This window comes from Pseudomonas cremoris (genome assembly GCF_014230465.1).
Window position 1 is genome coordinate 97,359 of record NZ_JAAXCY010000003.1, and the last position, 14,384, is coordinate 111,742.

At 60.9% G+C, this 14,384-nt stretch carries 8 protein-coding genes; 2 read left to right on the top strand and 6 right to left on the bottom strand.

The features are described from left to right. Positions 1–354: 354 nt before the first annotated feature. Positions 355–2,373: a TonB-dependent receptor gene (locus tag HF257_RS07140; protein WP_185707674.1), complete on the bottom strand. Its 2,019-nt coding sequence runs from the start codon at positions 2,371–2,373 to the stop codon at positions 355–357. A 223-nt stretch (positions 2,374–2,596) separates the two neighbouring features. Between HF257_RS07140 and HF257_RS07145 the strand changes: the two genes are divergently transcribed. Beyond that, the gene (locus HF257_RS07145) at positions 2,597–2,830 is read left to right on the top strand and encodes a VF530 family protein (protein WP_017738479.1); all 234 of its coding nucleotides are present in this window, start codon (positions 2,597–2,599) and stop codon (positions 2,828–2,830) included. 4 nt (positions 2,831–2,834) lie between these two features. Next, a complete protein-coding gene (locus tag HF257_RS07150; protein ID WP_185707672.1) occupies positions 2,835–3,461 on the top strand; it encodes a Pr6Pr family membrane protein in 627 nt (208 codons plus the stop codon). Between the two features lie 124 nt (positions 3,462–3,585). Here HF257_RS07150 and HF257_RS07155 read toward each other — a convergent pair whose 3' ends face one another. From HF257_RS07155 to HF257_RS07175, 5 genes are all read right to left on the bottom strand, one after another. Next, a complete protein-coding gene (locus HF257_RS07155; protein ID WP_185707670.1) occupies positions 3,586–4,353 on the bottom strand; it encodes a siderophore-interacting protein in 768 nt (255 codons plus the stop codon). Next, a complete protein-coding gene (locus HF257_RS07160; RefSeq protein WP_185707668.1) occupies positions 4,350–4,871 on the bottom strand; it encodes a PadR family transcriptional regulator in 522 nt (173 codons plus the stop codon). Before HF257_RS07160 ends, HF257_RS07155 begins: the two co-directional genes overlap by 4 nt. Positions 4,872–4,979: 108 nt before the next feature. Next, entirely contained in the window at positions 4,980–9,830 is a 4,851-nt protein-coding gene (locus tag HF257_RS07165; RefSeq protein ID WP_185707666.1) for an NEL-type E3 ubiquitin ligase domain-containing protein, read from the bottom strand. A gap of 63 nt (positions 9,831–9,893) precedes the next feature. Next, on the bottom strand, positions 9,894–10,853 hold the full coding sequence (locus tag HF257_RS07170) for a tyrosinase family protein (RefSeq protein WP_185707664.1): 960 nt from the start codon (positions 10,851–10,853) through the stop codon (positions 9,894–9,896). Positions 10,854–10,936: 83 nt separating this feature from the next. Beyond that, positions 10,937–14,044: a transglycosylase domain-containing protein gene (locus HF257_RS07175; protein WP_185707662.1), complete on the bottom strand. Its 3,108-nt coding sequence runs from the start codon at positions 14,042–14,044 to the stop codon at positions 10,937–10,939. Positions 14,045–14,384: the final 340 nt, after the last annotated feature.

The window sequence follows — 14,384 nt, forward strand, 5'->3', positions numbered from 1 at the left end:
TTTGGTTTTTCTGGGGATAAGTGTGGTTATCCACAGGCGGGCGATTTATTCCCAGGCGCAGGTCGGGGTGAGACAGCGCTGTCTTTGCAGGCAGGGAAATTCGGCAAGATGGGGTCGACCGGGGACGTGAAACGTTTCAGGTTGTTGCTGGGAAGGATAAAGGGAGTGGGCGCGCAGAGAAAGGGTAAATCGCAAGATGCATCATTTCAGATTTGGTAACAGTGACGAATCGTCGCTGCGAAACCAATGTGGGAGCGGGCTTGCTCGCGAATGCGGTGGATCAGCCACATCATCAGTGACTGGCACGACGCATTCGCGAGCAAGCCCGCTCCCACAGGGGACCTGCAGTGAGGTTTAGAAGGTGGTGCGCACACCAAACTGCACACTGCGCCCCGGTGCCGGCGCAATGTCGCGCAGGATCGAGCTGGCATAGCGCACGGTCTGGTTGGTCAGGTTTTCACCGTTCACAAACGCCAGCCATTGGCTGCCGCCGACGTTGAAGTGATAACCCGCGCTGGCACCCAGGGTGGTGTAGCCGTCGGTGCCGCTTTCGTTATCCGGCACGCGGCCTTGCCCGGCGGCATGCTCAACATCGATCCGCGCCTGCCAGCGGTCCAGTTCCCACAGCAAGCCACTGTTCACACGCAGCGGTGCGATGCGTGGCAAGGCTTCGCCCGTGTCGAGGTTGGTGGCGCGGGTGTAGTCACCCGACAGTTCAAGGGCGAACTTGCCGTAGGCGCTTTCGCCGAGCTTCCAGTGATCCTGGGCTTCGAAGCCGGCGAACCTTGCACGCACACCGGAATATTTGTACTCAGGGATGCCGCCGGCGTCTTCTTCACCCTCGTCGTTCAGCGTGCGACCGCTGCCCAGCAGGCCGATGTAGTTGGAGAAGTGGCTGTAGAACACGCCGAAGCTGCCCTTGTGAGTGCCGTTGTCAAAGCGCAGGGCCAGGTCGCTGGACACGGCTTTTTCTTTCTTCAGGTTGGCGTCGCCCAACTCGTAGGTGCCGGTGGCGACGTGGGCGCCGTTGGCGTACAGCTCGTAGAAGGTCGGCGCGCGCTCGGTGTAGCCCAGGGTGGCGGCCAGGGACCAGATGGGCGTGAGGGTGTACACGGCGCCGGACGAGAGGCTACCGGCAGTGAAATCATTGCTCTTGTCGGCACCGGCAAAACGCTCGTTGCCCTTGGCGTCGGGGTCGACGCTGGTGTGTTCCAGGCGCCCGCCGAGGCTGAGTTTCAGGCGTTCGGTGGCCTGCATTTCTTCGAGGATAAATAGCGCGCCAGCGTTGGTGTCGGTCTGCGGTACGAAAGCTTCTTCGCCGAGGGCGGAGAATTCGTTGCGGGTAACTTGCGCGCCGACCACGCCATTGAACGGCCCTATAGGCTGGTGACGGGCTTCTACGCGCGCTTCATAGCCTTTGTTCTTGAAGATCGTGCCAGTCTCGCCGCCTTCGATTTCGCGGTGTTCGTAGTCGGTGTAGCCCGCATCGACTTTTACCGAGGTGAACGGGCCCTGCAGGTTGCGCACTTCGGAGGCGAAGGCGTAGTGGTCCTGCTTCATGCGGATGCGCACGTCTTGCTCGGCGGGCGAGCCGTAGTTGGCGTCGTAGTTGCTGTAGGACAGGCCGGCATAACCGTCGTCCCAGGTGTAGGAACCGCCCACCGCGCCGCCGTCCTGGCGCCCGTCGCTGTTGCCCAGGCGACCATTCTTACCGGGCGCGTCGTCGCTCTCCGGCGCGTGGCGGCTGCGGGCCTGGCCTGGGATTTTCAGGTCGTTGAATTCCCGCGCATTGGCGTCCAGGTGCAAGGCAAACGTGCCGTTGCCGGCTTCCAGCTTGCCCGCGCTGCTGCGGGTGGTGTCGGCGCCGCCGTAGCGCAATTCACCGGCTCCGTGGATGCCTTCGATGGCCTCGGTGGGGATGCGGTTGTCGAAGGTATTGACCACGCCACCAATGGCACTGCCGCCGTACAGCAGTGCGGCCGGGCCGCGCACGATTTCAATGCGGTCGACGTTGACCGGGTCCAGCGGCACGGCGTGGTCGTAGGACAGCGACGAGGCATCCAGCGCGCCGACGCCATTGCGCAACAGGCGAATACGGTCGCCGTCCTGGCCACGGATAATCGGCCGGCTGGCGCCTGGGCCGAAGTACGAGGAGGACACGCCTGGCTGCTTGTTGAGGGTTTCACCCAGGCTGCCTTTTTGTTGCAGGGTCAACTCGTCGCCTTCCAGCACCGTGGTGGGCGAGGCGAGTTGTTCGCTGCCCAGCGGGTTGCCAGTGATGACTTGAGGTTGCAGTTCCAGGGCGTGGGCTTCGGAGCAGATCAGCAGGGCGGCGGCAAGCGGGGTCAAGCGCCACAGAGAAGAAAGGGACATCGGACATTCCTTGGCAAAACGGCAAAAAAGAGCAGGCTTAAGACGGTATCGAGCACGTTACTTTTCATAACAATCTGATAAGTATCGTTACAATATAACATCTCTTTTTTCGCTGAAAAGGGGAACTTTTCCCGAGGGTCTATATTCAATGCGGTGCTTCCACCTGTACGCCCCGTCGGCTAAGGTGCGCGGCTGTGTTTCCTCTTTTTGCAAAAGGCCTGGCATGACCGCGACAAGCAACGACCCACTTCACGGCGTGACCCTGCAACACGTCCTTACCACACTAGTGGAGCATTACGAATGGGACGGCCTGGCCGAGCGCATTGATATCCGCTGCTTCAAGAGCGACCCGAGCATCAAGTCGAGCCTCACGTTCCTGCGCAAAACTCCCTGGGCGCGGGAAAAAGTCGAAGGGTTGTACGTCAAGCTGATGCGCACCAAACGCCCGCTGGATTGAGTCTGTGAAGCGCTTTGTCGCGATGGCGGCGCTGGCCGGTTGGGTGGGGCTGGCGATTCAGCAATACCTGATTTTCTATTCGCGCTGGTCCACCGGCGCCAGCCTGCTGGGCGGCTTGATCAACTTCTTCAGCTTCTTCACCGTGCTGACCAACACTCTGGTCGTCGTGGTGTTGAGTTATGCCCTGGTCCAGCGTGATTCGGCCGCGAAGCGGTTTTTTCTAGCACCCGGAATCAGCAGCGGTATCGCCGTCAGCATCGTGGTGGTGAGCCTGGCTTACAACCTGCTGCTGCGGCATTTGTGGCAGCCCGAAGGCTTCCAATTTGTCGCCGACGAACTGCTGCACGACGTGATGCCGGCGCTGTTTTTTATCTTCTGGTGGCGGTGTGTGCCCAAGGGCAGCCTGCGGTTCAAACACATCGGCGCCTGGGTGATCTACCCGTTGGTGTACTTCGCCTATGTGCTGCTGCGGGGGCATTTGCTCGGGCAGTATCAGTACCCGTTCATTGATGTGGATGCGCTCGGTTATCCACAGGTGTTTGTGAATGCCGGGGGGATATTGGCGGGGTTCATCGTGATTGCATTGACGGTGCTGGGGCTGGATAACGTCCTGAAAACACGTCGAATCTGAGTGGACACAGGTCCAAATGTGGGAGCGGGCTTGCTCGCGAATACGGTGTATCAGTCACACGTGTACCGACTGACCCAACGCATTCGCGAGCAAGCCCGCTCCCACAGTGTGGACCGCGCTAGGCTTACTCTTCTTCGCTGCCTTCGGCACGCCAGTAACCCACGGCCTTGAGGAACTCCTCATTGACCTTGTGCGTATCCAGCAGTACCCGCCGAACCTGGCGTGACAGCTTGGTCTCAGTGGCAACAAAGCTGTACAGCGAGCCACTTGGCAGCGTCAGTTTCTGCACGGTCTCCAGCAGGTCGTCCTGGCCACGAATCACCCAGATCACTTCGACGTTCGCGGCACTGTTCAACGCCTGCTTTTCTGCCGCGTTGGCGATTTCAATCACGGCCAGTACGGTGCGCCCGGCCGGCAACTCTTCCAGGCGCCGTGCGATGGCGGGCAGGGCGGTTTCATCGCCGATCAGCAGGTAGCTGTCGAAGATGTCCGGCACGATCATCGAGCCGCGTGGCCCGCCGATATACAGGTGCTGGCCGACCTGCACCTGATCGGCCCAGGTGGACGCAGGGCCATCGCCATGCAGGACAAAATCGATGTCCAACTCGCCGATGCTCAGGTCGAAACGGCGTGGCGTGTAGTCGCGCATCGCCGGTTGCGGGCCGTCACCCTTGATGTTGAACGTCGGGCTTTCCAGCGCGGCCTGTTCGGCGGCGTTCTGCGGGAACAGCAGCTTGATGTGGTCGTCACTGCCCAGGCTGACAAACCCCGCCAGCTCAGGTCCACCCAAGGTGATGCGGCGCATGCGCGGGGTGATATCGACCACTCGCAGTACTTCAAGACGGCGGCGTTTGATTTCGTGGCTTACGCGGTGGATCACTTGGCTATTCATTGGTCTTTCCCGTCGGCAATGGCTTGAGCGGTGCGATTGAGCAGCGCCGCGACACGAACGATTTCTTCCGGGCTCCAGCGCCCGTGGTGCGAGTGCAAGGCGTGACGCAGGTTATGCACCGCCTCGTGGATTTCGGGCGGGCGGTCATGGCCGCGCAATGAGCGTTTGCTCACATCGATGCGCATGCGCACGCCGTCCAACGCCACCTGCTGCTCGCTTAAGAAGAGACGACCGGCGTCGGTAATTGTGTAGCGTTTTTTTCCGCCATCGGCGTCGCCCTGGATCAAATCGCTTTCTTCCAGAAAGGTCAGGGTGGGGTAGATCACGCCGGGGCTTGGGGTGTAGGCGCCGTCGAACAGGCTTTCGATCTGGCGGATCAGGTCGTAGCCGTGGCAGGGCTGCTCGGCGATCAGCGCCGGCAGCAGCAATTTCAAGTCGCCGGGTGCAAACACCCGGGGGCCGCGACCGCGGCCTGCGCGCGGGTCAAAGCCGTCGCGCTGATGAGGATGGTCTCGCATAGGTGGGAGCCTCTGTGTGTGTCTAGATATAACGTAAGATATATCTTATATGGTGCGCAACGCGCTCCGACAAACGGTCAGCTCCCACAACTAATTTGGATCCCCCCTTTAGAGAGTGCCGGCCTCATGCGCATCCAGCCGCTGCAGCGCTTTACGGGTCAGGTCTCGAGCCAGGTTCGATTCGCTGGGGATGTCCTCGCTGAAACCGCTGGCAAGAATGCGTTCGTAGGCCTGCGTCGTCATCGGCTGGCCACTGAGCACTTCGGCGTGAGGCACGCCCAGGGCATCGGCCAGGGCCAGCAGGTCGGATCGTAGGGTGATGCGTTCCGCAGCCGTCGCACCGGCCCATTGGTTTTGGGCAAACAGCAGGTCATCGAGTGGATCGCTCAGTGCATGGGCGCGGTCGAGGCTGGCCTGGAAACGCTGCGCATGGGTTTCGCGCAGGTACTGCTCCCAAAACGGTTGTTCCAACAGGGCTGTTACCAGCCCGTCGCCGACTTCCTGCCCCAACACATGATCGAACGCATTTTCCAGCTGTGTCAGGCCGACATCGGCCGTGGTCCGATAGCGCATGTGCGGCGACACCCAAGGCAGTTTCAGGCGGCCTTGCAAGGCGCTGTGATAGGCCATGTAAACCTCTACTTCATCCACCGTGCCAGGTACGCCGTCAACCAACTGCGTGCTGAAACGCAGGCCTTGTCCGCCGTCCGAGACCGGTGCGATGCGTTGGCGGATATCGGCCTGGGCGAACCGGTTGAGCCGGTCCAGGCGTGACTTGCCCCGGGCCAGCCCGACCAGTTCGCGCTCGCGCAGGAGGGCGGATGGTTCCCGGCTGATCTCTGCTAAACGCACCTCGACCCCCATCGCATTAAAGATGTGTGCTCCGGCATCGGCGCAGGTGACCGGGTTGCCAGCCATCAAAAACAGGCGCGAACGCAGTGCGTGGTCGCCGTGCATGGCCCGCAGCATGCGCCAGACTTTGTCGGTCAGTTGCGCGCGGCCGTCTTCGTAACGTGCTTCGTCGCGCGCGTCTTCAAACACGTCCGAATGCTCCAGGCTTTTCAGAACCTCGAAGAAACCTTGGGCGCCGTGCTCCTGTTCAAGGTCCAGCCACTGTTGTTTCAATTTTTCTTGACGCGCCAATGGTTGGTTGGCCAGCCAGAATTGGCTGTCGCCTTTGGGCGGATACGTACGGTAAGGGTCCAAACCGGCTGCCAGTCGGTAACTGATCAACCGCTGTTCGGCGCTCGCGCTCAAACGGTTGCGGTCAAGGCGGGCCCAGGCCACCACTTCGGCTTCGGGCGTCCAGGGCAAAAATTGCGGCACGCTGTTGATGGCGGTGTTTTGTACGTCCAGGTAAAAGCCCCAAGGCCTGGACTGTTCGAACAAACCGTCAGGCCATTCGCTGATGTTGGTGTTGTTCAACGACAAGGCTTCCAACTGCACCAGGCCACTCAGGTCTGGCGCGCGGGTCAAACCACGGTTATGGCTCAGGTTCAGTTGCCGCAGTTGGGACATTTCGGCGAGTTGACTCAAGCCGGCGGCGTCCCATGTGATGGGGTTGTTCTCCAGGCTCAAGCGCATCAGTGACGTCATGCCCCTCAGGGAAGGTGGCAATCGGGTCAGTTTGTTATTGCGCAGGCTGAGGCTGATCAGCCGCGGGAAGTTCGTGAGAAATGACGTATCGGTATCCAATAGTTGGGCGTCGATCAAATCCAGGTGCAGCACATGATCGAAGTTGGCGCTCAGCCGCAGGTTTTCCAGCAATCCGGGCAGCCATACGCTACGTATGCTCAGGCGAATGCCGGTTTCGTCTGCGTCGATGTTTTCTTCCCAGGCCCGCAGCAACGATTTGGCCAGGTACAGGCGCTGTTCGCCGATGTCTGTCGGTTCATCGTCCGGCGCGCGGGCGATCCATTGCGTGAGGTCGCGGTGTAACTCATCCTTCTCAAGCTCTCGGGCCTCGAAGCGCTGGCGTTGCAGCGGGTCGGCGAGGGTCTGCAGGTAGGTGTCGATCACGGTTTGCTCGGCATACGGGTAAAGCGTCTTGACCCTTTGTTCCAATGGGCTGGGAAACAAGTCACACAGCCAGGCCGCCGCGCGATGCATGGGTTTTTGCAGAAGTACCAGGGTGTCAGTGGGCGGCGCTTCCCCGACCGGCGAATCCGTCCACAGCGCGCGACGCTGTTGCGGCGTGCGCAATGTGTCGATTACCCAGCCTTTGAATGCTGCACCCTCACCCGGTGCGTAACCCAGGGTCTTGGTTTTGTGCGGGGGCAGTGCGTCAAGCACGGCGTCGAACAAATCGCTGACCTGCTTCCCCCGGGGCTGACCATTGTCGTAAACCTCATAGTGTCGGTCTTTTTTCAGAAGCAGCCGTTGGGCGCGAGCGTTTTGCGGCCCAGCACTGGCACGCACGTTGGCGATGGGCGAGTGCTGGCGGATTTCGATGCGGCAATCTTCTAGGCTGTCGCTGTACACGCGCAGAGTATCGAGGACCATCTGCTCGGTGCTTGGGCCGAGCAACTGAGGGTCATAAAAACCCTGAAGCGCCTCGGCAACCTGGGCTTGCCCGTGCAGTTCCCGGGCGAGGTTTTTCAGGCGCAGGGGCAGGTGCTGTTCGGTGTCGAGGGTGGTCAGCTCATCTGGCCACGCGTGGCTGAGTACGTTGTTCACTAGCGTTTTCGGCAGTCCGGGGCAGGCTTCACGCACCCGCAGGCCGCGCTCGGTGGTGAGGTCTTCACTGCTGCGGTACAGGTAAGCAAACAATGAACCCCTGCGTTGAGCAAACTGGTCGGCCAGGCGATTGCGCAGTGCACCGATTTGCGCCGTGCGGTCTTCTGGCAGCTCGCCCAACAGGCTTGTGAGCTGTGTGCTGTCCAGGGCGTCTACCAGGCGTTCGGGTAATTTGCCTAGGTTCAAATCGTCACGGCTGATGGCCACCGTGTGCGGCGCATCGATTTCGCCAAAGCGCAGGTGGTCGCCGCTGAGATCAGCGTTTTCATACACCAGGATCGCCCGCTCCTGTGGCCAGCCCGGCAGTTCGCGGGCGATGTAGGGGCTCCAATAGGTGTCCTGATCAACCGGTTCGCCGGCGCGCAGCCGTTCGGGCAGTTGCGCGGCCTGCTGATTCAGCCGCATGCGCTTGAGCGTTTCATCCAGTAGCGGCGCGGCTACCTGGTCGGCCTGTACAGCGCGCAGCACGTCATGATCAAGGCCACTGGTGGCAATGATCTGTTGCTGCTGGTCGTCGTTGAACGGCCCCAATTCGAGAAGGCTCCGTCGGTCACTCCAGGCTTGCGGGCTGGTGTTGCGGCGGATCGTGGGCGTGTAGGCGTCGGCGCGGGTGGCGTGCAGGATGCGATGCTGATCGCCGGCAGGTTCGAGCTTCAGGGCATACTGTGCGCCGTCAAGCGGCAAGATTTTTTGCCCTGCGTGCGTGTGTACGCCCAACTCGTCCGGCAGGGAGTCAGCCGGTAATTGCACGGCCTGCTGATACGGCGTCGGATCAGGGTTCCACAGTCGCGTCTTGCCGTTGACCTCGATCGCCTTGAGTTGGTTGACGAATGCCGACTGGGCCAGTTTGCCGCCAACACCGAACGTCGCCAATTGCACCACGTCACTCACTACGCCCACTAAATGCCCTGCAGCTTCCAGCGCTTGGCCCTCGGCCAGGTCAACTGCGCCTTCCACCACTTCATCCAGCAGTTGGTAGGCGGTGTAGGCCAGCATCATCTCCCCCAACAACGGCACGAACGGCGTGATGACCATCAGCGCCACGTTGAGTGCACCCTCAAGGGTATGACTGAACGAGTCCCACCAGGCCCAGCGCGCTTGGCTATCGGCATCTGCCGTAGACACTGCCAGTTCACGGCCGTCGTTGAGCATTTTATTCAGCGCTGCCTGGTACATCTGCGGCCACAACTCGCCGTCGATGCGGCTTGCGCTGTAGGGCGCGCGTTGTTGCAGGCCCTCGATGAAGACTCCCCGTTGTTGCTGGTCCACAAACCGACTGAAGAACTGCCGATAGGTAGGGTCCTGCAGCTTCTTTGCCAGTGCATCACGAAACGCCAGCGTGCTGGGGTAAGCCTGGATCGCACCGTGGGGATCATGGGGGATATACACCACCACCGGCATGATGTCCTTCGCCAGGTCAAGATCAGCGGCGATCAACAGGATGCCGGTCAACAGCGTGTCCATGATGCGCAATCGATAAAAATGCATCACACCGCGCTCACCCTTCACGCAACGTTGCAGCAGGTGGAAAACCTGCGGCTCGATGTCGCCGCGCAATTGGGCCAGGTGCGTAGCGCTGTTCAGTGCCGCCTGCTGGCTGGCGATGACCTCGGCTTGCAGGCTTTGCCGGTCGGCTTCCAGTGGTGGCAACAGGTATTGTTGCAGGTGACGTGCGTATTGAGCACCGAGGTCCAGTTCGCGGCATAGGGCGATGAATTGCTCGATGCTCATCCGGCTAAGGTGCGCCTCGATCTCAAAGTGCCCAAGGGCGTCCGGTTGACTGATGTAGCGAGAGCTGTCGCTGAAATGTTCATCGCTGGAGAAATTTCGCAGGGCAGCATTAAGCAACGACACGGTGCGGCTGGTACTGCCCTGGAGAAATGAACCCTTGGCACTGACCAGAAACAGATGGGTGGCGCGTACATCCAGCGTCAACGCGTAGCGCTGCTGCAGGGCGGCGGTCAGCAAGGGTTCGGCAAATGCGTACACGTCTTGCAGCGCCTTCAAGCGTTGATCGACCGTGTTTTGGGCGGCCCAGGCCCCGGCGTTGGCGACTTTGAGCGGGGCATGTAGCGCGGCGGGCGCGCGCGAAAGTTCGGGCAGTAGCCCCAATGGGGCTTGGCCCAGCGCCTGTGCCCGTGACCAGGCGGCGGTGTGCAGCCAGTCGGGCAGGTTGTTTTGGATCAATGAGTAATGCGGACCTTTATCCGGTGTGGCAGGCATGGCGGATGACCTTGAGTCGTGGACAAGGCCATCAGCCTAGGGAGGCAGGGCGGGCCCCAGGGGTTAGATAGTTACTTCGTCAGCGATAAGGTCTACGACAGGGCCAGGTGTGGGCTGGCAGACCGGTGGTTGAGGCAGGCAGGTCGGTGGCGGGCTGGTGAACACCCCATAGGTGTAATCCAGGGCTTCGGTGGTTATCACCTCGTTCACGGTCCAGGTCTTCTCCCAGGGTGCCGTGCTGCCGGTGGCGTGAAACACCAGTGTTGCCTCCTGATCCATGCCGGGGACGCCGTTTTGCGGCAAGTAAGGGGCACTGGTTGGGTGCTGGCGCTTCCAGCGTTCCCACAACAGGTCGAGGTAGCAGTGATGAAGGAAGAACACTGGGTCATTCGGTGAGGTGGGAAACGACATATTGCCTCCCACCCATCGATGCACAGGGTCATGCAGCATGCCTTCGCAAAAATTCACCCAACTGTCTGGGCCGCCGGCGTAGGGCGTTTTCGACAAGGCGGCGCTCACCTGGTCGTTATCTGGCAGATGGGCACCGGCTTCATTGCCAAATTCACGTCGCAGGCCGGGGTCACCGATGTCCAGGTCCCAGATATTTACGTCGAAGCGCCCGGCTTGTTGGGCGAACGGGCCGGTGACTACGCGATCATCTTGGGCGCGGTCGCCATTGCCGCCGAGAAAGCTCGAGGTGAAGGGATCGTTGGGGCCGTTCAGGGTCCAGTCCCAGAACGGCAAGGTGATGCTGGTGTCATTCGCGGTGATTTGCAGGGCGCGTTCGAACTGGCGCAGGAACACCCGATGCCAAGGGAAAAACAGTGGGCTGCGGTGCGGCATGGGCGCGAACTGGCCGGGGCCGCCCATGGCGTTTTTATGCACCTGCACAAAATCGTCATAGCGGTTTTGATGGCCGGGGCGCAGCACGCTGGGCGTGTCGTTTTTCAAGCGCAGCATGGCTTCGACCAAGGTGTTTTTCTGTTCGCGGGTCATGTTGCGGTGGTTGATTCGGATATCCATAACGGGTCTCTGATGCGGTTTGCGGAGAGACCAATTTAGAAGCCCGGGCAAGCCACCACTATCATCCAAGGCGGCGCTTATTGTCAGAGCGTCGCAGCACCGTCAGTAAGCGGTCCTGGCAGGCATTGAGTGCGGTCACCCGGTTGCAAGTAGGGCATCAGGATCGGCGCCATGCCCTTGAGCACCTGCACGGGCAACGCCGAGGTAAAGGTGAAGTGTTCGGCGGATTGACCGGGGACAAACGCGGTCAGCGTGCCGAAGTGATGCTCGCCCAGGTAGAACACGAAGGTCGCCGTACGGTTGATGGATTTTGAGCTGAGAATCCGGCCCCCTGCGCCAATCGCTTCGATACGGTTATCCCCGGTGCCGGTCTTGCCGCCCATGGCCAGCGGGGTGCCGTCGGCCAGTTTGAAACTGCCAGCCACGCGTTTGGCGGTGCCGGCATCCACTACCTGGGACAGCGCGCCGCGCAAGGCCTGGGCAACCTCGATCGGCATCACTCGCTTGCCCGGTGCAGGGTCGTTGACCACACGGGTTTCGTAAGGCGTGTCGGCGGCAAAATGCAGGGTGTCGATGCGCAACACGCGGGGCCGTACGCCGTCATTGAGGATGATGCCCATCAGTTCTGCCAGGGCCGCAGGGCGGTCACCGGAGCTGCCGATAGCGGTTGCCAGGGACGGCACCAGATGGTCGAACGGATACCCCACGGCCTGCCAGCGTTGATGAATATCGAGGAACGCCTCGATCTCCAGCATGGTGCGGATGCGGCTGTCGCGTGCGCTTTGATGGCGGCTCTTGAACAGCCAGCTGTAGACCTCCTGGCGTTCGAACTGGCTGGCCTTGACCACTTCAGTGAAGGTCGCCTCGGGATGGTTGAGCAAGTAGCCCAACAGCCACAAGTCCAGCGGGTGCACCTTGGCGATATAGCCTTGGTCAGGTAGGTCGTAGGTGCCGGGGCCGTAGTCTTTGTAGAGTTTTTGCAGGCGTTCGTCGGTGAGTTTTTCTGTGGTTTTGACACCGTTCAGGTGTGAACGCACAAACAAGTTGAAGCTCTCCTGACTGGCATTGGGCAGCAGATAGCGGTGCACCGCGGCCAGGCGAATCGGCGTGGGGCGCAGGCTGTCGAGGAAGGTTTCGAGGCGCGCCTGGGTGTCTTTCTTCTGGTACTTCTTCCAGAACTTGCGCAGGAAGGTCGTGCCTTCGCGGTCGGCGAAACCAGCGAGGTATTCCTGGCGGCGCGGGTCGTTGTCGTCCTTGAGCAACTCGGCGCTATTGTTCTCGCCTGAGTAGGTGACGTAGCGCACTACGTCGCGCATCAGGCGAATGAACGGCAGGTTGATCGACTCACGCAACGCATCGCGCAAGCTGGGACTGCGGCCGTTGTCCTGGCTACGGAAGTTATGGAAACGGTGCAGGCCGCCGCCGGTGAAAAAACTCTCGGCGGGGCTGGCCGAATATGTGCGGTCGAGGGCGGCGTCGAGCATTTTGGCTAGAGACTTGTCCGGTGCCTGGATCAGGTAGTCGAGGGCCCAGCGGCTCAAGCGGTCCTGGTCATCCACCGCGATTTTTTTCAGCGCAGCCGGAGCTTGCGCGGCGTATTTGTCGTGCAGCTCGGTGATGATTTGCAGGTAGGTGGTGAGCACCCGCAGCTTGGCGGTGGAGCCCAGTTCCAGCTTGCTGCCTTCGTTGATGTCGAAGGGCTGGTCGGTGTTGTCGGTTTGCACGCGCACCCGTGAACCGTCTGGCGTCAGCTCAAACAAGGTGAAGCTGTAGCGCACTTGCGCAGTGCTGGCCGGCGTGAGCAGGCGCTCACCGAGCAGGCCAAGTTGGCGGGCGTAGTCGGGGTCTGCCAAATGCTTGAGGTAGTCGCTGACCTGACCCTGCAGTTGCGCTTGCAGGGTAGTCGTCGCAGAGAGATCGAGGCGGTCGAGGTCGTACAGTGGTCGGTCGAGCAGGGCGGCCAGGCGGCTGCGTGCAACGCTGATGCCCTTGTTGGTCTCGATCGGCTGCACCGTGGGTTGTTGCACCCAGTCGCGGTAAGTGACCTTGCTTGCCAGTGCCACCTTCAACAGCGCAGGTGTGATCACCCTGTTCTGAGCCAGCAGGCGCAGGTGGGCGTCGGTGAGTTGCGCCAGCTCATCACGCCCTTTGGCCAGGTAATGCGACGGTCGGCGCTGGGCGATGATCAGCGACAGCACTTCCCTCAGGGCCAGGCCTTGCTCCGCGTTTACCGGGCCGCGCAACGCCTGGTTGACCGTGTTGAAATCGGCGCCGTACCACACCCGCAACCCCTCGGCCATGCCATGCACTTCGCCATGCCCCGGGACTGCCGACAGGGGCACGCTGTTGAGGTAATCGCGCAGGATATTTTTACGTGCAGGCAAAGTGTCGGGGCCATCGTGATAGGCGCGCACGGCAGCAGAAAACATCTGCCGCAGTTTTTCCCCGCCCGATACGGTCAGGCCATCCGGCGAGTGCCGATATTTTTCCAGTTGAGTGGCCAGGGTACTGCCGCCGGCGCTTTGGCCGGGCAAGTGCAGCAATTTGGCGACTTGCGACCACGCGGCCTTGGCAAAACGCGGCCAGTCTACGGCCGGGTTGGCTTGCGGTTGGGCGGGGTCAAGCAGGTCGCGGTTTTCGATAAACAGCAGGCTGTTGATCACCAGCGGCGGGATCGACGCGAAGCTGTCGTAGAGCTGTTGCGGGTAGTTGTATTGGTACAGCGGGACGGCGCGGCAATCGGTAATGGACAGCCCGGCCTGGATCTTTTCCGCGTAGGGTACAAACAGGCCTTTGGCGCTGTAGTCCATCAGTTGCGGTGAAAAGCGCGACTGATCCTGGATCACATAACCGCGCTTGAGCAGGCGCGGTAGGAACGTGCCGAGGTCGCTGTAGCCCAGGCGTCGGTCGAAGGGGCCGGCACCGGGATAGACCATGGCATCACTGGCACCGGGTTTTACCTGGTAGGTAAGGTCGCGGGCCAGGCGGCTGAGTTCCTGGGCCTGCAGGCGTGAGGTGCGCATCTCTTTGCTGGCGGCAAAACCCAGGGCAATCAATGCGATCAGTACGATCAGCCAGAACAACCGGAGCCAGTAGCGGGGCCGGGGTTTATTTTTGGGTAAAGGCGCTGGGTCCGAACTGCCTTGTACTTTCGCAGCCTTGCTCGATTCGGTTTGCCACAGTGCGCCCATAGTCGATTGATCCCTTCACGCAGATTGATCGGACTTGCTGGAAGCTTAGTCGTTGAGGGCTGCTTGTGAGGGAAATGTGTTTTGTTTGTCGGATGTTTCTTGGAATGTACTGCGACGTTTTGACGCTCGGTGTAGGTTATATGCTCCTGTAAAGTTGGATTATTGCGGGTTGTTTCACTAAATTGATCTGCTTTTATAGTGAAAGGCCCTGAGCCGGGCTTTTTATACTGCACGCCCCGTTGATCTTGCCTGGCAAGAAGGGCCCGTCCATGAGGCGGCCCCGGTTTCGGCAAGGGCGCAGGCTTACCCGCCTGCCCCTGGAGACTCTGCGGATAATCCA

Bases quoted from the DNA above. Each gene is read 5' to 3' on its own strand.
- HF257_RS07140 (WP_185707674.1), bottom strand. From the start codon at position 2,373: ATGTCCCTTTCTTCTCTGTGGCGCTTGACCCCGCTTGCCGCCGCCCTG.
- HF257_RS07145 (WP_017738479.1), top strand. From the start codon at position 2,597: ATGACCGCGACAAGCAACGACCCACTTCACGGCGTGACCCTGCAACAC.
- HF257_RS07155 (WP_185707670.1), bottom strand. From the start codon at position 4,353: ATGAATAGCCAAGTGATCCACCGCGTAAGCCACGAAATCAAACGCCGC.
- HF257_RS07160 (WP_185707668.1), bottom strand. From the start codon at position 4,871: ATGCGAGACCATCCTCATCAGCGCGACGGCTTTGACCCGCGCGCAGGC.
- HF257_RS07165 (WP_185707666.1), bottom strand. From the start codon at position 9,830: ATGCCTGCCACACCGGATAAAGGTCCGCATTACTCATTGATCCAAAAC.
- HF257_RS07170 (WP_185707664.1), bottom strand. From the start codon at position 10,853: ATGGATATCCGAATCAACCACCGCAACATGACCCGCGAACAGAAAAAC.
- HF257_RS07175 (WP_185707662.1), bottom strand. From the start codon at position 14,044: ATGGGCGCACTGTGGCAAACCGAATCGAGCAAGGCTGCGAAAGTACAA.